Annotated in this window: 20 protein-coding genes and 1 pseudogene; 2 read left to right on the forward strand and 19 right to left on the reverse strand. The window is 65.3% G+C overall.

Features of this window, described 5'->3' with window-relative positions:
- Positions 1 to 8: 8 nt before the first annotated feature.
- Positions 9 to 500, reverse strand: coding sequence for a MarR family winged helix-turn-helix transcriptional regulator (locus N5A92_RS25520; protein WP_260907288.1), 492 nt, complete (start codon positions 498 to 500; stop codon positions 9 to 11).
- Positions 497 to 1,285 carry a crotonase/enoyl-CoA hydratase family protein gene (locus tag N5A92_RS25525; protein ID WP_260907290.1) on the reverse strand — a complete coding sequence of 263 codons (789 nt, stop codon included), beginning with the start codon at positions 1,283 to 1,285 and terminating at the stop codon, positions 497 to 499. The genes N5A92_RS25520 and N5A92_RS25525 overlap by 4 nt, the downstream gene beginning before the upstream one ends.
- Positions 1,286 to 1,417: 132 nt before the next feature.
- Here N5A92_RS25525 and N5A92_RS25530 point away from each other — a divergent pair, with 132 nt between their 5' ends.
- The gene (locus tag N5A92_RS25530; protein ID WP_260907291.1) at positions 1,418 to 3,244 is read left to right on the forward strand and encodes a feruloyl-CoA synthase; all 1,827 of its coding nucleotides are present in this window, start codon (positions 1,418 to 1,420) and stop codon (positions 3,242 to 3,244) included.
- 21 nt (positions 3,245 to 3,265) lie between these two features.
- Here N5A92_RS25530 and N5A92_RS25535 read toward each other — a convergent pair whose 3' ends face one another.
- The 12 genes and pseudogenes from N5A92_RS25535 to N5A92_RS25585 form a co-directional block, all read right to left on the reverse strand.
- Positions 3,266 to 4,534, reverse strand: coding sequence for a LysR family transcriptional regulator (locus N5A92_RS25535; RefSeq protein WP_260907293.1), 1,269 nt, complete (start codon positions 4,532 to 4,534; stop codon positions 3,266 to 3,268).
- A 19-nt stretch (positions 4,535 to 4,553) separates the two neighbouring features.
- Positions 4,554 to 5,609 carry a 4-oxalomesaconate tautomerase gene (locus tag N5A92_RS25540; protein WP_260907295.1) on the reverse strand — a complete coding sequence of 352 codons (1,056 nt, stop codon included), beginning with the start codon at positions 5,607 to 5,609 and terminating at the stop codon, positions 4,554 to 4,556.
- On the reverse strand, positions 5,602 to 6,273 hold the full coding sequence (locus N5A92_RS25545; RefSeq protein ID WP_260907296.1) for a 4-carboxy-4-hydroxy-2-oxoadipate aldolase/oxaloacetate decarboxylase: 672 nt from the start codon (positions 6,271 to 6,273) through the stop codon (positions 5,602 to 5,604). Before N5A92_RS25545 ends, N5A92_RS25540 begins: the two co-directional genes overlap by 8 nt.
- Positions 6,273 to 7,004, reverse strand: coding sequence for a PIG-L deacetylase family protein (locus tag N5A92_RS25550; protein WP_260907297.1), 732 nt, complete (start codon positions 7,002 to 7,004; stop codon positions 6,273 to 6,275). The genes N5A92_RS25545 and N5A92_RS25550 overlap by 1 nt, the downstream gene beginning before the upstream one ends.
- A gap of 10 nt (positions 7,005 to 7,014) precedes the next feature.
- Entirely contained in the window at positions 7,015 to 7,983 is a 969-nt protein-coding gene (locus tag N5A92_RS25555) for a catechol 2,3-dioxygenase (protein WP_260907298.1), read from the reverse strand.
- A 56-nt stretch (positions 7,984 to 8,039) separates the two neighbouring features.
- Positions 8,040 to 9,347 carry a TRAP transporter large permease gene (locus N5A92_RS25560; protein WP_260907299.1) on the reverse strand — a complete coding sequence of 436 codons (1,308 nt, stop codon included), beginning with the start codon at positions 9,345 to 9,347 and terminating at the stop codon, positions 8,040 to 8,042.
- Positions 9,344 to 9,859, reverse strand: a complete 516-nt coding sequence (locus N5A92_RS25565; protein WP_260907300.1) for a TRAP transporter small permease — start codon at positions 9,857 to 9,859, stop codon at positions 9,344 to 9,346. Before N5A92_RS25565 ends, N5A92_RS25560 begins: the two co-directional genes overlap by 4 nt.
- Positions 9,860 to 9,879: 20 nt before the next feature.
- Positions 9,880 to 10,875, reverse strand: a complete 996-nt coding sequence (locus N5A92_RS25570) for a TRAP transporter substrate-binding protein (protein ID WP_260907301.1) — start codon at positions 10,873 to 10,875, stop codon at positions 9,880 to 9,882.
- A gap of 130 nt (positions 10,876 to 11,005) precedes the next feature.
- On the reverse strand, positions 11,006 to 11,278 hold the full coding sequence (locus N5A92_RS27605) for a DUF1932 domain-containing protein (protein ID WP_425248645.1): 273 nt from the start codon (positions 11,276 to 11,278) through the stop codon (positions 11,006 to 11,008).
- Between the two features lie 304 nt (positions 11,279 to 11,582).
- A pseudogene (locus N5A92_RS27610) lies at positions 11,583 to 11,894 on the reverse strand (NAD(P)-binding domain-containing protein); the annotation flags it as partial.
- A 43-nt stretch (positions 11,895 to 11,937) separates the two neighbouring features.
- Entirely contained in the window at positions 11,938 to 13,347 is a 1,410-nt protein-coding gene (desA, locus tag N5A92_RS25580) for a syringate O-demethylase (protein ID WP_260907303.1), read from the reverse strand.
- Positions 13,348 to 13,514: 167 nt separating this feature from the next.
- On the reverse strand, positions 13,515 to 14,264 hold the full coding sequence (locus N5A92_RS25585) for an IclR family transcriptional regulator (protein WP_260907305.1): 750 nt from the start codon (positions 14,262 to 14,264) through the stop codon (positions 13,515 to 13,517).
- Positions 14,265 to 14,376: 112 nt separating this feature from the next.
- Between N5A92_RS25585 and ligM the strand changes: the two genes are divergently transcribed.
- The gene (gene ligM / locus N5A92_RS25590) at positions 14,377 to 15,741 is read left to right on the forward strand and encodes a vanillate/3-O-methylgallate O-demethylase (RefSeq protein ID WP_260907307.1); all 1,365 of its coding nucleotides are present in this window, start codon (positions 14,377 to 14,379) and stop codon (positions 15,739 to 15,741) included.
- Between the two features lie 251 nt (positions 15,742 to 15,992).
- Here the strand turns inward: ligM and N5A92_RS25595 are convergent, their stop codons facing one another.
- Genes N5A92_RS25595 through N5A92_RS25615 form a run of 5 tightly spaced genes read right to left on the reverse strand, consistent with a single transcriptional unit; the run spans position 15,993 to position 20,019 of the window.
- Positions 15,993 to 16,499 (reverse strand): GAF domain-containing protein, encoded by a 507-nt coding sequence (locus tag N5A92_RS25595; RefSeq protein WP_313958462.1) that lies wholly within the window; start codon positions 16,497 to 16,499, stop codon positions 15,993 to 15,995.
- A 13-nt stretch (positions 16,500 to 16,512) separates the two neighbouring features.
- Entirely contained in the window at positions 16,513 to 17,259 is a 747-nt protein-coding gene (locus tag N5A92_RS25600; protein ID WP_260907308.1) for an ABC transporter ATP-binding protein, read from the reverse strand.
- Positions 17,256 to 18,092 (reverse strand): ABC transporter ATP-binding protein, encoded by an 837-nt coding sequence (locus tag N5A92_RS25605; RefSeq protein ID WP_260907310.1) that lies wholly within the window; start codon positions 18,090 to 18,092, stop codon positions 17,256 to 17,258. The genes N5A92_RS25600 and N5A92_RS25605 overlap by 4 nt, the downstream gene beginning before the upstream one ends.
- Positions 18,089 to 18,994 (reverse strand): ABC transporter permease, encoded by a 906-nt coding sequence (locus N5A92_RS25610; RefSeq protein ID WP_260907312.1) that lies wholly within the window; start codon positions 18,992 to 18,994, stop codon positions 18,089 to 18,091. The genes N5A92_RS25605 and N5A92_RS25610 overlap by 4 nt, the downstream gene beginning before the upstream one ends.
- Positions 18,991 to 20,019 carry an ABC transporter permease gene (locus tag N5A92_RS25615; RefSeq protein ID WP_260907363.1) on the reverse strand — a complete coding sequence of 343 codons (1,029 nt, stop codon included), beginning with the start codon at positions 20,017 to 20,019 and terminating at the stop codon, positions 18,991 to 18,993. Before N5A92_RS25615 ends, N5A92_RS25610 begins: the two co-directional genes overlap by 4 nt.
- Positions 20,020 to 20,101 lie beyond the last annotated feature (82 nt).

Raw genomic sequence — 20,101 nt, forward strand, 5'->3', positions numbered from 1 at the left:
GTACGGCATCAAAGAGGCGGCCATCCCGACACCTTTCTAAGCAGCGCCAGGAAGGTGGCGTGCTCCTCGTCCGACAGCATGGGAAGGGAGCGTCGGTCGGCCTCGAACATGAGCGGCGTGAAGGTTTCGAGGAGCTTGCGGCCCTCTTCCGTCAACCGCAGCTCGACCGAGCGGCGGTCGTGGGGCGGCACGAAACGCTCCACCAGTCCCCGTTCCTCGAGCGAGCGCACCAGCTTGGTCATGTTCGACCATTTTATTTTCAAGACGTCGGCCATCGCGCCTTGGCGGACGCCGGGATTCTCCGCGATGGCGAGGAGGATCGTGAATTCGCCGATCTTGACGTGACCGTCCTTCAGCTCCGCGAACATGCGCTCGAACACCGTGAGCTGGGCAATACGCAGGAGGAAGCCCGCGGAGCGCTCGAACTTGCCGAAGGAGAGGCCGGTCTTGCCGTCCTCTATCCCGGCTTCCTCGACCGGCAGGATCTCCGCGCCCGTCATGACGAGACCCCCGTTCCGGTCGGGATCGCCAGGCGCTCCGCCTTCTTGTCGAGGAAAGCGCGCAGCCGCTCGTGCGCCTCGGGCGTCGCTTGGGTTAGCGAGGCGATCATGGATTCGAAGAACAGCCCCTCGTCATAGCCGCTGTCGTGGATGCGCTGCAGAGCATTGACGATGGCGTAGTTGGAAAGCGGCGCGTTCTTCGCCGCAAGCTTTGCCAGCTCCTTGGCCCTGGCAAGCGCCCCGCCGGGCTCCGTCAGATAGTTGACGATGCCGTAGCGCTCCGCCTCGTCGGCCGTGAACACGCGGCCCGTCAGCATCATGTCCGTCATGCGCGCCACGCCCATCAGCCGGGCGACGTTCACCGAGCCGCCGCCGCCGACGAAGATGCCGCGCTGGCCCTCCGGCAGGGCGAAATACGTGTTGGCGTCGGCGACCCGCACATGGCCGGCGGCCGCCAGTTCGAGCCCGCCGCCCACCACCGCGCCATGGAGCGCGATGAAGTAAGGAATGGCGCCGCGCTGGATGCGGGTGAAGACGGCATGCCAGCCGCGCGAGCCGGCAATGCCCTCCATGACCGACTTTTCCACCTGCTCGGAAAGGTCGAGCCCGGCGCAGAAGTGCTTTCCACTCCCCGCGATGACGGCGGCCCTTGCTTCTCCGGCCGCGCGATCGACTGCGGCGCCGAGATCGGCGAGCATGGCATCGCTCATGGCGTTGCGCTTCTCCGGCCGGGAGAGCGTCAGAACAGCAATGCCGTCGTCGATCTCGTAATTGACCAGCGCCATGGGCCGGGAGCCTCCGTTCTCAGTGCCTATGAAATTGACACTATTTACTTTTCAACTATTACTAAATGAACGAATATATTCGTTTGTGTCAAGTGAGGCGGTGCCTCTCCCGGCCCGCCGAGGGAGGACGGTATGAAGGGATCCGCACCGCGGCCGCGCCCTTGGCTTGCGGCCCCTTTTCGTCCTGTACGGTGCTGGAAACCGGAGGTCGAAGTCCGGCACGGGCCGGGCGGCGTGCTTTACCTGGAACAGAGGGTTCCCCTGCCACCTTATCCCGAGCGCATCGCCGACATGCTGGTCCATGGGGCGAGCCATGCGCCCGACAGGACGATGCTCGCCGAACGCAACGCGGACGGTGGCTGGCGGCGCCTAAGCTATGCCGAGGCGCTCGCCCGCACGCGCCGCCTCGGCCAATATCTGCTCGACCGCGGCCTCTCAGCCTCCGCACCGCTCGCCATCCTTTCAGGCAACGACATCGAGCATGCGCTTGTCGGCCTCGCCGCCGTCTATGTCGGCATCCCCTATGCCGCCATCTCGCCCGCCTATTCGCTTGTCTCGACCGACTACACGCGGCTCCGCGAGACCTTCGAGACGATCCGCCCCGCCCTCGTCTTCGCCGCCGATGCCGAAAACTTCGGCCCCGCCATCGAGGCGGTTGCGCCGGGGATAAGGCGGCTGTTCACGAAAGGCGCGCGCGGCCCAGAGGAGGATTTCGCCGAGGCGCTGGCGACCGAGCCGGGCCCAACGGTCGATGAAGCCTGCCGCTCCGTCACCGGCGAAACCATCGCCAAGTTCCTCTTTACCTCGGGCTCCACCGGAACGCCGAAGGCGGTCGTCAACACCAACCGCATGATCTGCTCCAACCAGATGATGAGCCGCGAGTCGTTCGCCTTTTTCAAGGACGAGCCGCCGCTGCTCCTCGACTGGGCGCCCTGGCACCATACGGCCGGCGGCAACAAGCTCTTCTACATGCCGATCTTCAACGGCGGCACGCTCTATATCGACGACGGCCGCCCCACGGAGGCCGACATCGGCAGGACGGTGCGCAACCTCAAAGAGATCTCGCCGAACTGGTACTTCAACGTGCCCAAGGGTTTCGAGGCGCTGATCCCGCATCTGGAGGCCGATCAGGATCTGCGGGAGAGTTTCTTCAGGAACCTGAAGCTCCTTTGGTACGCCGGCGCCGGCATGGCGCAGCACACGTGGGACGCGCTGGAGCGGCTTGCCGTCGAGACCACCGGCGAGCGTATTCTTATCGGCACCGGGCTCGGCGCCACGGAGACCGCGCCAGCGGCCCTCTTCTGCACATGGCCGCAGGAAAAGACCGGCAATGTCGGCCTGCCCTGCCCCGGCGTGTCCCTCAAGCTGGTGCCGTTCGACGGAAAGCTCGACGCGCGCGTGAAGGGGCCGAACATCACCCCCGGCTACTGGAACGCGCCTGCCCTCACCGCCGAGGCCTTCGACGAGGAAGGCTACTACCGCCTCGGCGATGCCCTGCGCTTTGCCGACCCCGACGACATGCAGGCCGGCTTCTTCTTCGACGGGCGCACGGCGGAAAACTTCAAGCTCGACACCGGCACTTGGGTGAGCACCGGCGCACTGCGCACCCGCTTCATCGACCATTTCGGTGAAGTGGTCCGCGACGTCGCCATCGCCGGCGCCGACCGTCCCTATCTCGCCGCCCTCGTCTTCCCCGACCCTGCAGTCCTTGCAAGGCTCGCCGCGGACGAGAACGTACGCGCGCATCTGCGCGAAAAACTGAAAAGCCTCGCCGCGACCAGCACCGGCTCCTCGACGCTGATCCGCAGGATGATCCTCGTCGATCCCCCTCCGTCCATGGACAAGGGGGAGGTGACCGACAAGGGCTCGATCAACCAGCGCGCCGTGCTCCGGAGCAGAAGCGAGTGGGTGGAGGAGGTCTATTCGGATAGCGGGCGGGTGATCGGGATCGAGGAATAGGCCTGCGCCCCTTCACAACCTCTACCCGCTCGCCGCCTCACGCAACGCGGCGACGAAGTCGCGCTGCAGCGCCGTCGGCTGCCAGTCGCTGCGCGCGGTCATGCCGATGGGCCGCTCCGATTGGGGAAGCGTGAAGGGGATAACCTTCAGGAGGCCCGCCTTCTCGTCATACTCGATCTGTTGGCGCGAGAGGATCGTCAGGCGGTCTGTCTGCATGAGAATGCCGCGAACGGCGATCAGCGAGCCGGTGACGATCGGCCCGTTCCACCGCCACTGCGGCGGGAACTTCTCGGCAAGTGCGTTGAAGATCGCCCGCGTCGGCGTTCCCTGGCGCGGCAGCACCCAGGGGTAGCCCGCCAGGTCCTCGTAGGTGACCGTCCTTTTCTGCACCAGCGGATGGTCGGCACGACCGATGATCGACACTCCGTCGCTGAACAGCGTTTCCTCCACCAGGCCCTTCCCGACAGCCTCGCGCCGCAGCGCGCCGACGAGAAGGTCGATCTTGCCGATCAGAAGCGCCCGGATCAGGCTGTCATAGTCCCCGTCGAGAATCACCACCGTGGCCCGAGGCCGCAGGCTGTACAGCCTGGCAATGGCGCTGGGGATGATCCTGGTGCGCACCAGCGGCAGCGTGCCGACGATGACGCGGCCGTCGAAAGTGCCTTCATATTCGCTCACCTCATCCAGCGCGCTCTCGAATTCCCTGAAGATCAGATGCGCGTGGCTGGCGAGCATTGAGCCGGCCGGCGTCAGCCGCAGCGCGCGATAGGCGCCGTCGAATAGCGGAACCCCGCCGATACGCTCCAGTTGGCGCGCCGCACGCTGCACCGAGGGCTCCGCTTGGCTAAGAAGCCGCGCCGCGCCAAGGAACGTCCCGGCCTCGGCAAAGGCGGCGAGCGCGCGAAGCTGTGTGCTCGTCGCGTGCACCTCCAGGAGATCGATCGCCAACCCCTTGCCGATACGCGATAGCCGAGCGAGGCTCACGCTTGCCGCGCGCAGAAGCTCGAGGCTCCGCCGGGCACGTCGGGCAACGATGGCGCCGCGCTCCGTGGGAAAGACGCCGGCCCCCTTCCGGTCGAGCAGCGGGCCGCCGAATAGTTTTTCGAGCCGGGAGATCGCCTGCGAGGCGGCCGGCTGCGAGATGTGCACTTTCTCGGCGGCCCTTGAGAGGGAGGAGGAGGCGATTGCGGCGTCGAACAGCCGGATATGGCGCAGATTGGGTTGCGACTGCATGCCGTACTCTACGACAGCAGACCGCCCACCGGAATGCGCCTCGTCGTCCAGCCGCACCGTCGATCATGCCTCCGCGTCAGGCAAAAACCACGCCGTCGGCAAGCTTCCGCGCCGTCCTCAGAACGCCGGTCGATTGCACGTTGCCTGCCTCATCGAGATTGGCGATGACGGTGAACTCCCCCGTCGGATGCTCGACCGACATTGTTTTCGTGCTCCCTTCCGGCACCTTCGCATGTCGCGCCGCCGGGCCCTCGGGCAGCAGGCAGGCGGTGGCCACGCTGACGGCACCGAGGACGCCGATCGCTGCGTGGCAGCGGTGCGGGATGAAGGTGCGGGTGGAGATCATCCCGCCGTGGCGCGGCGGGCTCACCAGCGTCATCTTCGGCACGGATTTTTCCCTCACGTCGCCGAGATTCATCATCGGCCCCGCCTTGAGGCGGATCGCCTCGACGCGCTCCCTAAGCACGGCATTCGCCTCCAGTTCGGCCGGCGCCTCGTCACCCCTGATGCCGAAATCCGCCGCGCCGAGGACGACGCAGGGCATGCCGTTGTCGATCAGCGTGACTTCTACCCCGTCGACTGTGTCGGCCGCCCTGCCCGAAGGCAAAAGCGCCCCGCAGGTGGAGCCGGCGGTATCCTCGAAGACGATGGGAATGGACGCCGCCGAGCCGGGCACGCCGTCGATGCGCGTCTCGCCCGCGTAGTTGACCCTGCCGCCGGGCGTCTCGACGGTGGCGACGGCGATCTGGCGGGTGTTCTCCATGAAGATGCGCACCTCCGTGCGCTCGGCCCGCGCCTTCACCAGCCCGCGCTCGATCGCGAAAGGTCCGACGCCGGCCAGGATGTTCCCACAGTTCTGGCTGTCGGTGACGATCGCCTGGTCAACGAAGACCTGCAGGAACAGGTAGTCCACATCCACCCCCTCCCGCTCCGACGGCCGGACAACAGCCACCTTGGAGGTCAGCGGATCGGCCCCGCCAAGGCCGTCGATCTGGCGCGGGTCGGGCGAGCCCATGATGCCGAGGAGCGTGCCATCGCGCGTCTTCACATCCTGCGGCAGGTCGGCGGCGAGGAAGTAACCGCCCTTGGACGTGCCGCCCCGCATCCACATGGCGCGAATGCCCTCAGACATATTTGAGGCCCTTCTCCTTCAGCCGTTCACGCATGCCGTAGATGTCGAGGCCGAGCTCGCCGGCGGCGAGCCGCTTGCGCTTGGCCTCTTCGTTGGCGACACGCGCCTTGGCGGCCTTCAAGACTTCCGCGGCGCTCTCGCCGCGTACCACGCAGACGCCGTCGTCGTCGGCGACAATCACGTCACCCGGATTGATCAGCGCGCCTGCGCAGACGACCGGCACGTTGACCGAACCCAGCGTCTCCTTGACGGTGCCTTGCGCCGAGATGTGATGAGACCAGACGGGAAAATCCATCTTCGTCAGATCGGCGACGTCGCGCACACCGGCGTCGATCACCAGTCCCTTGCAGCCGCGCGCCATCGCCGAGGTGGCCAGAAGATCGCCGAAATAGCCGGCATCCGACGGCGAGGTGGGCGCCAACACGAGGACATCCCCGTCCCTGAGCTGCTCGATGGCGACATGGACCATCCAGTTGTCGCCTGGCGGGGCGGAGATCGTCACCGCCGAGGCGGCGATGCGTGCGCCGGAATAGATCGGCCGCATATAGGAGGCGAGAAGCCCGCTGCGGCCTTGCGCCTCGTGCACCGTCGCCACGCCGCATTCGGCAAGGCCCGCTGTAACCTTCGGGTCCGCTCGCTCGATATTCTCAACGACGACGCCCATCACAACTGATCCACGGTTTTCGGAAAGATTGACTGGAACGCCTCGGCATACCGGGCGGGGCGCCCGCCCGCCTGCCCGCCGGAGTTGCGGCGGAACTGGTTGGCGCGGTTTTCCGCGACGTTCGTGTAGTAATCCCAAAGATGCTGCTGGCCTTCCATGCACTCGATGGCCGCGCGCTTCTTGTCCCACACCTCGGTGATGTCGAGTACGGTGTCTGGCTTCCAGCCGCACTGCTCGGTCTGATGCGGCTCGAAGAGATAGAGCTGCGGCGCCCCCAGCACCTTCTCCCCCGGCTTGTGCCCCCAGGCCTGGGCGATCATGCGGCATTCGAGCGCCATCCGCGTCGCATAGGGGTGGTCGGTGTTGTACGGGTCCTCGAGTGAGTGCGAGAGCATGAACGCCGGCTGCACCCGGCGGATCACATCGACCAGCCGGTCTTTGGCCGCACGATCCATCTCCAGCGGATAGTCGCCCAGGTCGAAGAACTCGATCTCGTGCGCGTCGAGCGCCTTCGCCGCATTCTCCGCCTCCTTGCGCCGCGCCGCCTTGACGCCTTCCAGCGTTGCCCCTTCGCTCTTCCACAGCTTGGCGCTCTCCCCCCGCTCGCCGTAGGAGAGGCAGACGATCGTGACGTCAAAACCCCGCCCCTGATGCAGCGCGATGGCGCCGCCGCAGCGCCAGACGAAGTCGGCCGAATGGGCGCTGATCACCAAAGCCGTCTTGTCGCTCATGGTCGGCCTCCTAGGATTTGTCCGTGCTTGTCTCCACCGGCGGCGTGCCGTGGGTGTGGAAGGATTCGATCGTCTTGAGGCCCCATGCCTGGCCCTTACGACGCTCGGCTTCGGTCCAGGTGACGGGCTGCCAGTCCGGCTGCAGGATCAGCCGCGCCCCGGCATTGGCGACCTCCACGCGGTTGCCCGCCGGCTCGTAAACATAGAGAAAGAAGGTGCCCTGGATGGCATGCTTGTGCGGTCCGGTCTCGATGAAGACGCCGTTTTCCAGGAAGATGTCGGCGGCTCTCAGCACGTCCTCGCGGCTGTCGACCGCGTAGGTGACATGGTGGAAGCGGCCGGACATGCCGGAATGATCCTCCGTGTAGGCAATGTCATAGCTCTTGTTGTTCACAGTGAACCAGCAGCCACCCAGGCGGCCGTTGTCGAGCTGGATCTGCTCCGTCACGCGGCTGCCCAGCGCCTCGCACATGAAGTCGCGGATGACCGAGACATCCCGGGCGAGAAGGTTGAGGTGGTCGAGCCGCCGCACGCACACGCCCCGCCCGTGATAACGCTGCGCCAGATTCTTGAGCGCCGGGCGCTCCTCCGGCGGCGCCTCATAGACCTTCGTGTCGTAGTAGAGTTCGAAGATGTGGCCGTCCGGATCGGTAAAGCGGTAAGCGCTCCCGTGCCCCCGATCACCATCGACCCAGCCGATCCCCCAGCCCATCTCCTCGATCACGGCAACCCGCCGTTCCAGCGCCTCGGGCGAAGTGGTGCGGTAGGCGACGTGGCCGACGCCTGTTGTGTCGGAACGGGTAAGCTTGAGCGTGTGGAACTCATAGTCGTCCCAGCCGCGCAGATAGGCGGATGTGTCATCGCGGCCGCTCTCGGTCAGGCCGTAGACATTAACGAAGAAGTCGAGGCTCTCATCGAACTTGTCCGTCAGCACCTCCACATGGCCAAGATGAGCGACGTCAAAACAGGGTTCGGCCATTCTCTTCACCTCCCATTCTTCGTTCTGAGAAACGCGTATGCGACCATCTCGCTCCCCTAACCGCCGATCATCGTATTGGGCAGGAACAATGCGATCTGCGGGAACAGGACGAGCAGGATCACCGCGACCAGCATCACCAGCCAGAACGGCATGACGCCGGCGAAAATGTCGCGCAGCGGAACGTTCGGCGCCACCGACTTGACGATGAAGACGTTGACGCCCACCGGCGGGCTGATCAGCCCCATCTCGAGGGTAAGCACCACCAGCACCCCGAACCAGATAGGATCGAAGCCGAGCGCGACGACGACCGGGAAGAAGATCGGCATCGTCAAGACAAGCATGGCAAAGCCTTCGAGGAACAGGCCGAGCACCAGATAGCACAGAAGGATGAGCGCCAGGATGCCGGTCGGCCCGATGTCGAGGCCGGTCAAAAGCGTCGCCACCTCGTGCGGAATACGGCTCAGGGCGAGGAACGGGTTGAGCAGGTGCGCGGAGATCAGGATCAGCATGACGGTGGCCGTCGTGGCGATGGTATCGCGCACCGCATGGTAGAACGACTTCACCGTCAGCTGGCGCGCCACGACGCTGAAGACGATCACCAGCCCGGCGCCCACCGCCGCCGCCTCCACCGGCGAAAAGAAGCCGACATAGATGCCACCTATGGTCAAAAGCACGATGCCGATGATCGGAATGGCGCCCATAAGGGCGACCGACTTCTCCCGCAAACTCCTGTGCGGGCCCGTCGGCCCGTAGCTCGGCCGCATGATGGAGAGCGCCGTAATGAGCAGGATGAACAGGAGCAACAGCATGATGCCCGGCAGCACACCGGCGAGGAACAGCCGGCCGATCGATTGCTGCGTCAGGATGGCGTAGACCACGAAGCCGGTGGACGGCGGGATGAGGATGCCGAGTGTACCACCCGCCGCCACTGCACCCGTCGAAAGCCTGGGGTCGTAGTTGAAGCGCTCCATCTCGGCCAGCGACACGCGGCCCATGGTCAGCGCGGAAGCGACCGAGGAGCCGCATAATGCTGCAAAGCCGCCGCAGCCGACGATGGTGGCCGAAGCGAGACCACCCCTGATCGAGCCGATGATGGCGTATGCCGCGTCGTAGAGCCGCCGGCTCATGCCGCTGGCGGTCGCCACGTTGCCCATGAGAATGAAAAGCGGGACCACGATCAGCTCCGCACTGGAAGCCAGCGTAAAGGTCTCGCTCGCCAGGAGGTTGAACGCGTTGGCCGGGCTCGACAGGACCGATACGCCCGCCAGCCCGACGACGAACATGGCGAAGGCGACAGGAACGCGCAGCGCAAGAAGCGCGAACAGCGCGAGGATACCGATCAAGCCGACCAGATCGGGGCTCAAAGCACCTCTCTCCCCTGCTCTCCGTGGACTTCAGGTCCCGCCAGAATGATCTCGACTGCCCGCAGCGCCATCGTCAGCGCCGTGAGAATGGAGAAGCCGGCCAACGCCCACTGGAACCACGCCTTGGGAAGGTTAATGATGTTGGTGGACAGGTTGAGCATCAGCGACAGCTGGGCCGACTGGATGACCTTCCATGCGATGGCCGAGAAGATCGCGGCACCGAGCATCGCCACGGCGATATCGATCGCGTGGTTCAGCCGCGGCGGGAAGGCGTTCTCGAAGATGTCGACAGCGATGTGCCCCTTGATGCGGTCGCAATAGGCCATGCCGCCGAAGACGATGATCACCATCGACATCTGGCCAATGTCCTGCGCCCCGCGCAGCGGCGCACCGAAATAGCGGCCGATCACGTCGACAAGCACGACGCAGGTGACAAGCACCAGCGCCGCGCTGCCGAGCAGGCTGGACAGGCCGATCAGCCTGTCCACGTTTGTCCGCAGGAAAGCCAGCATCGAACCCGCTCGCCCGGCCGTCAGTTTCCGGTCATGGCGGTCAGCACGTCCTCTGCCCCCATCTCTTCGATCAGCTTCTCGCGCAGGGGATCGGCAATCTCGGTGAAGGTGGCGATCTCCTCCTCCGTCAGGTCGATCACCGTGTTGTCGGGATTGTCGCGCAGCGCCCGCAAGGTGCGCTCGGCCGAAGCGTTCCACCCTTCTTCGCCCTTCTGCGAAAGGCCGCGCCCCGTGTGCTCGTCTAGGATCGCCCGGTGCTCCTCGCTCAGGCCCTCGTAGCGCTCCTCGTTCATGACCAGGTAGAACATGATGTGGCCGAGCGGTGCGCCGACCGTATAGGAGTTCGCCACCTCGTCGAGCTTGAAGTCATTGACGGCGCTGGCGCCCGTCACGATGCCCTCGATCAGCCCCGTCTGCAGGGCATTGTACATCTCGCCGGCCGGCATCTGCACCGGTGTTGCCCCGAACGCCTCGACAAGGGCGCCCGGCACCGAGCCGGAGACACGGATGCGCAGGCCTTGCAGATCCTCGGGTGAACGTATCTCACGGTCGCGCATGATGAAGATGCTGGGCTCGGAGACCCAAAGCGCGAGCGGCCGCGTGCCTGGAAACTCGTCGGCAAGATGCTCGTCGAAGGCGTTCCACAGCATGTCGTAGCCGGTCATGCCTTCGGGGATGGCGCCGGGCATCTCGACGATCATCGACTTGGGAAACTGCGAAGACGTATAGCCCGACAGGCCCCAGGTGATGTCGGCCACGCCCTGGACGGCGCGCACATACTGCTCCATCGGGCCAGCACCCAGCTCGCCGCCGGGATAGACCTGGATCGTCAGGTCTCCATTGCTGTCCGCCTCCACACCCTCGGAGAGCGGCTCCACCACAGAGGCGGTAACCACATGGGCGGGCGCCACGAAATGCGCCAGCGACAGGGTCTCGCCCAGCGCCATTGCCGGCGCCGCGATCATGCTCGACGCCAGCATCAACAAACCGGCGGACTGCTTGAAAAAAGCTCTCATCTCATTTCCTCCCTGACGCCAACACGACCGCCGGCGCCGATACCGGCACGCGGCCCGATGACGAGGACAATGGTTAGGCCTGGAGCCGGGGCCGGGCCAATTCGAAGTCGGTTCGTGGTATAAGTTTTTGCTATAGTTGTGTTCGGTTATACAAGGTCAGTGCCCGCGAAACCACCTCCACCGCGTCCTCGCCGGGACTAAGGGCAGGGCCTAGCCCTCCAACCGCCTCCTGCACCTGTGCAATAGCCGAAGCCAGCGCTTCCCCGTCGGGAAGTCCGAGTTCTTTCATCGCAACGGCGGATTCGCGCATTTCGGCCGCGCGCCTGACGCCATGGGTCGCCACGCGCTCGAACTGGTAGGAGACGAAACGGGCCCAGTCGAATTGCGGAAAGGTCGGCGCCAGCGAGGCCCCTCACGCGATCCAGGCAGCCGGCCCTGTGCGCCGCGATCATCGTCTGCACGCTGATCGCCTCCAGGCCCTTGACGAAAAGGCTGCGCACCATCTTGACGGTCGCCGCCATCCCCGGCTCGGTGCCCACCGTCTCGAAGGCGAAGCCGTAGCCGTCGAGCGCGTCGAGCACGACCCCGTCGATGGCACCGGCGATCAGCACCGGCGAGCGGTGGCCGCGCGGGTGCACCGGCGACATCACCGCCATGTCGATGTAAGCACAACCGTTTTCCGCAAATAGCGCCGCCGTCTGCTGCTTGACGCCGGCGGAGACGGAATTGATGTCGATATAGACCTGTCCGGCGCCCACCGCCCCGGCCACCGAGCGGCCGGCTTCAAAGCTGGAGGCGGCGGTGACGGCGCAGATCACCCAGTCCGCGTTGGCGACTGCCTCTTCCGGCCTTTCCGCCAGCAGCACGCCGAGAGCCTCGGCGGCAGCACGCATCGAAGCATCATCGCCGGTGCCGAGAAGGATGTCATAGGCCGAAAACGCGATGCCGCCGTCGCGTTCGCGGAACGAGCCGGCAAAGGCGCGGGCGGCTTCGCCGAAGCCGATGAACGCGATATGCATGGCATTCCTCTCCCCAAGGCTGCAGGGCTTTGCGCCCGGCACCTCAGCTCACAGGCCCGCCCTCGGCGCGCCAGCCCTTGCCGACATACACCTTGCGCGCTGCTTCGGCGTAGGGAACCGGGCTGACGACGGCGCGAATCTCCTTCTGCGCGTGCGGCTCGACGGTGGGCTTCGCCGTACCGCCTCCCTCCTCGCCCCAGACGAATATAACCTCCGTGCCCGGCTCGGCATATTCGGCATCGAGAATGGCCAGCGTCAGCATCCTGCGTTCGTTGGAACTGTAACCGATCCAGGTGGAAAGGCCGACCGTCTTTCCGCCTGCGGTCACCTTGTCGAAGGGGTGCATGGAATAGACAGCCGACGGGAATTCCATGAACTTGGCGCGGACCTCCCCCTTCTCGAACTGCGAGGCGATAGCGCGCATCACGTCCTCGTTCTCCAGCGCCAGTGTGACCTTCTTGCGGTGCGGCTCCCCGGCCTTCTTCTCCAGCGCCTCGCGGCCGATGAAGTCGTGGTCGAACTTCACCACATGGCCGTAGCCGAGATCCCACGGGGTCAGGTAATAATCCTCGATATCGTCGGAAGCGAAGCTGCCGCCGATCGAGGCCTTGGCTTCGTAGCCGTCATCCGGCAGCCACTCCCGGTAGGCCCTCATCTTTTCGCCCGTATAGATCGCCGGCAACGGCGAGGGGATCCAGCCCGATTCCAGCGTATTCGACGAGTAGGCCCGCCCGCCCACCTGCAGGAGGCCGAACTCCTCGCCCGCAGCGACGATCGCCTCGCGCACCGCCTCGCCGTCCGCCCAGGGGCCGAAGAACTCGAAGCCGGGCTGGCCGGCCATGCCATGGCGCAGCGCCCGCACTTTCCTGCCGGCGATCTCGACCGGCGCCATGTTGAAGAACTTGATGTCCGGCGCCGGCCCTCCCAGCACCTTTTCGATGACCTTCATCGCGTTCGGCCCCTGCACCTGAAAGCGGTAGGACTTGCGGTTGAAGGGATCGGGGCGCGCCGCCGAGCGCTCGTCGAGCTCGGTCTTCACGTCATAGCCGCCGGTCTCGGCGTGAAAGCGCACCCAGTTCAACGCCGGGATGCGGCCGACGAGGTTGAACGTGTTCTCGGCTAGATAGAACAGGATGACGTCGCCGATCACATAGCCGTCAGGGCTGCACGGGATGAACTGCTTGGCCTTGTCGATGGCGAAATGGGCGAAGCTGTTGATGCCGAGATTGGAGAGCAGCCTGAGCGCGTCCGGCCCTTCCACCGCAAGGTCGGCCATATGGTAGGACTGGTTGAAGAGCACGCAGGTGTTCTGCCACGCCGCCTGCTCGTCACGCCAGTTGGTGAATTCCGGCGGCACGCCGGGATAGACGTTGGGACCTGTTATCTGATTGCGGAGGAGTTCGACGGGATTGCCACAATCCTGGAGCAGGACCTCAAGGCTTCGTCGCGACATCAGCTTCCTCCCAAAATGCTTCATGGATATGAAGTACATATACATGAAAACAGCCGAGTCGCCTCCTTGTCAAGCGGCGATGATGGGCGCCCATTCCTCGCCCCCACGAATGTGGGGCGAGGAACCGTCGGCCGCATGCTCCGAGCCAAGCCTTGGCCGACCAGTCTCTACCCTCTCTCCGGCCCCCACCCGTGCATCTCATCCACGATCCGGACGATCTCACCGGCGATCCTTCTCTCGGTGGGATGGTCGAAGCGGGGAGAAGGGATCGCCACGCTCAGGCTGTACTGGCGGTCGAGTGCGACGCCGATGCCCATGACGCCGATCGTATGCTCCTCTCTCGACAGGGCGTATCCGCGGTCGGCGGTGCGTTTCAGGTCCTCCCGCAGGCTTTTTTCATCCACCAGCGTATAGGGCGTGAAGCGGGCGCGCGGCATGGTCGTCAGGCATTCGTCGCGTTCATCGGGCGGAAGCGCCGCCAGAAGCGCCTTGCCGGAGGCGAAGCTATGCAACGGCACGCGCATGCCCTTCTGCGGCGTGAAGCGCAGCGGGTGGGCGGAAAGCTCGACGTCCACGACCTCTACATCATTGCCGCGCCGGATGAAGAGTGACGATGTCTCCCCCGTCGCACGGGTGATAGCACGCAGGATCGCCGCCCGCCGTTCGGCGAGCGTCGGCGGGTCGCCGGAGGCAAGCCGCGCGAGCGCCGGGCCGATCACGTAGGCCCGGTCGGCCCCGGGCAAAAGCCAGTTGCGGCTGACCAGCGTCGTCAGCAGATAGGAAAGGCTGCTCTCGGGAATGCCCGTGGCACGGCTGATCTCACGCGCCGTCGCCGAACCGCACCGCGAGACCTGCTCAATGATATCAAGAGCGCGGGCAGCGGACTTGACAGAGGCTTGCTGTTTGTCTTTCATCATTATGTAGCTTCAAATATGTGAAATTCCGAATTCCGTCAATTCGCTACGCTCGGGGTGGAGAGGGCGTTAGCACGGCAGCGCGTGAAGCGGGAGCGGCATGGGAGGACACGAAATGGCCGCACGAAACCTCGAGCAGAAGATCCAGGAAATCGGCTCCCCGGTGGAGATGATGCGCACTTCCCCGGTGGGCGCCTATGTCTATCCCGTGCCGGCGGAGTTCTCCAACTGGCGCGACGAGCAGAAGGCGTGGCGGGAGACGGCGGTGCTGTTCGACCAGTCCGCGCACATGACCGACATCTATTTCGAAGGGCCGGACGTCATACGGCTGTTGTCGGAGACCGGCGTCAACAGCTTCGAAAGCTTCACGCCCGGCAAGGCCAAACAGTTCGTCCCCTGCAACGATGACGGCTATGTCATCGGCGACGCCATCCTGTTCCACCTCGCGCAGAACCGCGTGAATGTCGTCGGCCGCCCACCGGTGGCGAACTGGCTGGAATTCCGGGCAAGGACCGGTGGTTACGATGTGAGAGTCGAGCGGGACGAACGCACCGTCGCCAACAGGGGCGCCCGCAAGACCTATCGCTATCAGCTCCAGGGGCCCAACGCATGGAAAATCCTGGAAAAGGTCAACGGCGGGCCGCTGCCGGAGATCAAGTTCTTCAACATGGGCGAGATCACCATCGCCGGCCGCAAGGTGCGGGCGCTCAGGCACGGCATGGCCGGCGAGCCCGGCCTCGAGTTCTGGGGGCCGTCCGAGGAAGGTTCGGAGATCCGTGCGGCGGTGCTGGAGGCCGGCCGTGAGTTCGGGCTGCTTCCGTCCGGCTTCCGCGCCTATGCTACCAGCGCTCTGGAAGCTGGCTGGATCCCCTCGCCCATGCCGGCGATCTATTCCGGCGGCAAGATGAGGCCTTACCGGGAGTGGCTTCCCGCCGACGGTTTCGAGGCGATGTCCTCGCTCGGCGGCAGCTTCTATTCGGACGATGTAGAAGATTATTACCTGACGCCTTGGGACCTCGGCTACGGCCATGTCGTGAAGTTCGACCACGACTTCATCGGCCGCGAGGCGCTGGAGCAGAAGGCCCACGAGCCGCACCGAAAGAAGGTCACACTCGTGTGGAACAGCAAAGACGTGGTGCGCATCTTCGCTTCCCTGTTCGGAGAAGGCGAGCCGGCAAAATACCTCGAGCTCCCCGCCGCCCACTATGCCACCCTCCCCTACGATAAAGTCTCGGTCGGCAACGAAATGGCCGGCATCTCCACCTATTCCGGCTACAATGCCAACGAGCGCGCGTGGCTGTCGCTCGCCATGATCGACGAGCGATGGAGCAAGCCTGGAACCGAGGTCACGCTGACCTGGGGCGAGGAAGATGGCGGCACCCCGCGCCCGGTCGTCGAGCGCCACGCCCAGACCAAGGTCCGCGCAACCGTGGCGCCCTGCCCCTATTCGACGGTGGCGCGGGAGGCGTATCGGGTTTGAGCCATGGCAGTGTGGAGGGGTCGATCTCTCTGGAAATGGCAGCCGGTACATAGGACTGTGCATTTCCCCCTCACCGACCCGCTTCGCGGGCCACCTCTCCCCCATCAAAGATAGGGGAGAGGAAGGGCGCCTTTCATCACGGCCGGCGACTCCTTGCCCCCGCGAAGTGGGGGAGAGGTGGATTGGGCGAAGCCCAAGACGGTGAGGGGGCCTGCGCTGCAATGTCCGAAAGCCCCACCGGCCACCAAAGCCTACCCCCGCGAAAGATACCGCCCCGCCAGATAGGCCGCCTTCGCCGGCACGGGCAGCACCTTTTCCACCAGCGCCTGCCGCTCAGGCGTATAATGCTCCTCCCCGTGCAGAATGTTGACCGTTCCCACCAGTTCATCGCCCAGCACCACGGGCAGGTTGATGACCGAGCCGCAGCCCAGCGCGCCGATTAGCGCGTAGTCGGGAAAAACCTTGGCGATATCGGCCAGCCTGTTGGCGACGAACATGCGCCGCGCATCGTGCACCTGCTCGAACCAGCGGTCCTGGCGCACGGGCTTGGTACCGGAGGCGGGATAGCTTTTCGGGTCGCTCGTATAGGCACGGCGGGCAAGCTTCCTCTCCATGTCCACCGTCGTGAAGGTGAAAAGCTTGGCGCCGACGAGGGCTTGCGTGAGCGCGAAAAGTGCATCGAAGGGCGCCTCCGGCTCCTTGGCAAGGGAGAGCGCGTGGTCGAAGGCGGCGAGCGCACCGTCAATATCCGTCATCATGAAATGTCCCGATTTATGCTGGTTGGAGAGTGCCACCGCTGGCGGCGTAAAGTTCGCGTGAATAAGGTTCGGCAAGCGCACCCCTCTTCAGCGCCTCGACATGCGCCACCTCGACGATGCGGCCGTGCCGCATGACAGCGAGCCGATCGCAGAGGAAGGAGACGACGGGCAGGTTGTGGGTGACGAGAAGATAGGTCAGCCCCTGCTCGCGGCGCAATTTCTTCAAAAGGTTGAGGATTTCCGCCTGCACCGAAACGTCGAGCGCCGATGTCGGCTCGTCGAGGAGGAGGATGCGCGGCTCCAGCATCAGCGCGCGGGCAATCGCCACGCGCTGCCGCTGCCCGCCGGAAAGCTGGTGCGGGTAGCGGAAGCGGAAACGCTGGTCGAGGCCGACGGCCGCAAGGACCGCCTTCACCCGGCCGTCGCGCCCTTTGAGGCCATGCACGGCAAGCGGCTCGGCCAGACAGTCGTCCACCGTCTTGCGCGGGTGCAGTGAGCCGTACGGGTCCTGGAACACCATCTGGCAGGACTTCGCAAAGCCGCGGTCGGGCCGGTGCGCGCGTGGGCTGCCGAGCACCGAGATCTCTCCCGTCCAGTCCGGCGCCAGCCCGGCAATCGCCTTGAGGATGGTCGACTTGCCCGAGCCGCTCTCGCCCACCAGTGCAAAGCTCTCTCCCTCGGCGATCGCGAGCGACACGTCATGCACGACCCTGGTCGGCCCGTAGGCGATGTCGAGATGGGTGAGTTCGATGGCGTTCATGTCGCCGCCCATGCGGTTCTGTCGAGGACCGGCAGTTCCTCCCGATCTTCGTCCATGCGCGGCATGGCGGCAAGCAGCCCGCGCGTGTAGGGATGCCTGGCCTTGTCGAGGTCGCGCGCCGCGCATTCCTCGACGATTTCCCCGCCGTTCATCACCAGGATGCGGTCGCAATAGCGCGCCACCATGTTGAGGTCATGGCTGATGAGGATCAGCCCCATGCCCTTCCCCGTCACCAGCTCATCGATGATGTCGAGCACCTGCGCCTGCACCGACACGTCAAGCGCCGATGTCGGCTCGTCGGCGATCAGGAGGTCGGGCTCTGGGATCAGCATCATGGCGATCATCACCCGCTGCCCCATGCCGCCCGACACCTCGTGCGGATAGAGATCCGCCACGCGATCCGGCTCGTTGATGCGCACGGCGTGGAGCATCTCCAGCACCCGCGCGCGCAACTGGCGCCGTGGCATCGGCCGATGGGTCTGCAATGCTTCGCCAATCTGCTCGCCCACCGTCATCACCGGATTGAGCGAAAACTTCGGGTCCTGCATCACCATGGAGATGCGCGCCCCGCGCAGCGCCCGCATCCGCCGCTCGCTCTCAGCCATCAGATCGATGCCGTCGAACACCATCTCGTCCGCCGTCACCCGTCCGGGCGGGCGGATCAGCTTGAGGATGGAGCGCCCCGTCATCGATTTGCCGGAACCGCTCTCACCGACGATGCCCAACCGCTCGCGTCCGAGCGAGAAGGAGATGCCACGCACCACGTCCACCGGCCCCTTCGGCGTCGGGAAGGTGACCGTGAGGTTCTTGATGGAAAGCAGCGGCCCCGTCATCGCCCGTCCCTCTGCTTGGGGTCGAGCACGTCGCGCAACCCGTCGCCCAGGAAGCAGAAGCCGAGGCTGACGGCGATGATGGCGAAGCCCGGCATCGTGGCAACCCACCACTGGTCGAGGATGAAGTTGCGCCCGCTGGAGATCATCGCACCCCACTCGGGCATCGGCGGCTGGGCACCCAGGCCCAGGAAGCCGAGCCCGGCGGCCGTCAGGATGATGCCGGCCATATCGAGCGTGACGCGAATGATGGTGGAGGAGGCGCAGAGCGGCAGGACGTGGCGCAGGATGATACGCGCCGACGAGGCGCCCTGTAGCTGAACCGCGGCGATGAACTCCGAATCTCGGAACGTGATGGTCTCGGCGCGGGCGATGCGGGCGTAGACGGGCCAGGCGGTAATCGCGATGGCGATGATGGCGTTCTCGATGCCCGGCCCGAGTGCAGCCACGAAGGCGAGCGCCAGGATGAGCTTTGGCATGGAGAGAAAGATGTCGGTAATGCCCATCAGCACGCGGTCCGCCCAGCCGCCGAAATAGCCGGAGATGGCGCCGACGAGCAGCCCGATAGGCGCCGAGATGACAGCCACCATGGTGACGATCATGAGCGTGATGCGCGAGCCGTAGACGACGCGCGAGAAGATATCACGGCCGAGCTCGTCGGTGCCCATCCAGTGGATGGCCGAAGGCGGCATCAGCCGATTGGCGAGGTCCTGCCCGGTGGCCGAATATGGCGCGATCAACGGCGCGAAGATCGCCATGACGATCAGCGCCAGGATGATGAGTGCGCCGGCCACCGCCAACGGGTTGCGCATCAGCGCGGAAAAACTGCGCCAGGTGCGCCCAAGGCTCGCCTGCAGACGCGAGGACGGGGAATCGTCGAGCAGCCAGTCGCGCACGGCACTCATCGCCGCGCCCTCGGATCGAGTATGCGGTAGAGCACGTCGGAGAGCTTGTTGATGAGGATGAAGACCGAGCCGATCACCAGCGTGGCGCCGAGCACGGCGTTCATGTCGGCGTTCAGAAGCGCCACCGTCAGATAGCGGCCGATACCGGGCCAGGAAAAGACGGTCTCGATCATCACCGAGCCTTCGAGGAGGCTCGCATAGGAAAGCCCGATCACGGTGATGAGCTGAATGCGGATGGGATAGAAGGCGTGGCGCCAGATCACCCGCCGCTCCGGCACGCCCTTCACCCGCGCCGTCGTCACATATTCCTGCGAAAGCTGGTCGAGCATGAAGGAGCGCGTCATGCGGGCGATGTAGGCGAGGCTGAAGAAGCCGAGGATGGAGGCCGGCAGGAGCAGGTGGCTCATCGCGTTCCAGAAAACCTCCGTCTCGCCGGCCAGCAGGCTGTCGATCAGGTAGACCCCGGTCACCGGCTCCACCAGCCCCTCGTAGAAGATGTCGATGCGCCCCGGCCCCGCCACCCAGCCGAGGCCTGCATAGAAGACGGCAAGCCCCACCAGCCCCAGCCAGAAGGCCGGCACGGAATAACCGAGCAGGCCCAACACGCGGATGACCTGATCGCTCAGGCTCCCCTGCCGCGTCGCAGCGGTGACGCCCATCGGCACGCCAAGCACCACCCCGATCAGGATGCCCACCGTCGCCATCTCGAGCGTTGCGGGAAAGAAACGGCCGAGATCGTCAACCACCGCCCTGCCCGTTGAGATGGACCGGCCGAGATTGCCGGTGAGCACATCACCGACATAGGAGAAGAACTGCACGACGAGCGGCCGGTCGAGCCCCATGCGCTCACGCGCCGCCTCGTAGACCGCCGGCGTCGCCCGGTCGCCCACCACGGCGAGCACCGGATCGATCGGCACCACACGCCCGATGAAGAAGGTAATTGCCAAAAGCCCGAGGAAGGTCGCCGCCACCACCAGAATGAAGCGGGCAATGCCGCCCACGCCGCGCGCCGCCTGCCCGGCCATGACCCCGGCACTCATGCGCGTGCCGGTTTCTGCTGGTGATGGTTCGAACGCCACAGGGACCCCATTGAGAAGACATATCCGG

The organism is Chelativorans salis, from assembly GCF_025336525.1.
Classification (GTDB): domain Bacteria; phylum Pseudomonadota; class Alphaproteobacteria; order Rhizobiales; family Rhizobiaceae; genus Chelativorans; species Chelativorans salis.